A 1,170-nucleotide genomic window follows, 5' to 3' on the forward strand; every position below is an offset into this window, starting at 1 on the left:
AAGCCGGTGGTGCGCACGGTGATGACTTTGATGCTGTCGCTGCTTTGCACGGTGGCGATGGCGTTGCCGGCGTAGATGGGGCGCTCGAAGGTGTCGGGGCTGACGACCTGGGTGATGTCGCTGATCTGGGCGACGTCGAGCAGGGCAGCAACGCGCGGGGCGACGTTCTTGCCGTTGGCGGTGGAGGGGAAGAGGATGTGGCTGTAGTTGCCCGCAATGGCGATGACTTGCGCGGCGACGTTCTCGGCGAGGTTCTCAGCCAGGCTGGCGCTGTCGGCGGCGATGACTTTGGCGACACCTGCGATCTGTGCGGCGGCCTGGGCAGCCTCGGCGGCATTGGCGCCGGCGACCAGGATGTGTACGTCACCGCCGCAGGCGATGGCGGCGGTGACGGTGTTGAGGGTGGCCGGCTTGATGCTGGCGTGGTCGTGTTCGGCAATAACAAGTGCGGTCATTTTTTGTTCCAAAAAATCTTGATCCGTTGGGGACAGAGCTTGCGGCTGTGCCGCTGCGGTCTGTCCCGCAATGACTTCAAATTACCTTCGCTTCGTTCTTGAGTTTGTCGACCAGGGCGGCGACGTCGGGCACTTTGATGCCGGCGCCGCGTTTGGGGGGCTCGCTCACTTTGAGGGTCTTCAGGCGGGGCTGGACGTCGACGCCGAGGTCTTCGGGTTTGACCACGTCGAGCTGCTTTTTCTTGGCCTTCATGATGTTGGGCAGCGTGACGTAGCGCGGCTCATTGAGGCGCAGGTCGGTGGTGATGACGGCGGGCAGCGTGAGGGCGATGGTCTCCAGGCCGCCGTCGACTTCGCGGGTGACGGTGACTTTATCGCCCGCCACTTCGACCTTGGAGGCGAAGGTGGCCTGGGGCAGGTCGGCGAGCGCTGCGAGCATCTGGCCGGTTTGGTTGGAGTCGTCGTCGATGGCTTGCTTGCCCAGGATGACGAGCTGGGGTTGTTCCTTGTCGATGAGGGCTTTGAGGAGCTTGGCGACGGCCAGGGGTTGGAGCTCTTCGGTGGTTTCGACCAGGATGGCGCGGTCCGCGCCGATGGCCATGGCGGTGCGCAGGGTTTCCTGGCTCTTGGCGTCGCCGCAGCTGACGGCGATGACTTCGGTGGCCAGGCCTTTTTCTTTCAGGCGCACGGCTTCTTCGACGGCGATCTCGTCAAA

At 63.8% G+C, this 1,170-nt stretch carries 1 protein-coding gene and 1 pseudogene; both read right to left on the reverse strand.

All coding sequences use genetic code 11. The features are described from left to right. A pseudogene (locus RQI28_RS19655) lies at window positions 1–455 on the reverse strand (electron transfer flavoprotein subunit alpha/FixB family protein); the annotation flags it as partial. Between the two features lie 76 nt (window positions 456–531). Then, window positions 532–1,170 (reverse strand): electron transfer flavoprotein subunit beta/FixA family protein (locus RQI28_RS19660; RefSeq protein WP_311224350.1); only part of this gene is annotated, 639 nt, incomplete at its 5' end.

It is taken from the genome of Acidovorax sp. WCS2018Noco2-16, from assembly GCF_031843945.1.
Classification (GTDB): domain Bacteria; phylum Pseudomonadota; class Gammaproteobacteria; order Burkholderiales; family Burkholderiaceae_C; genus Paracidovorax.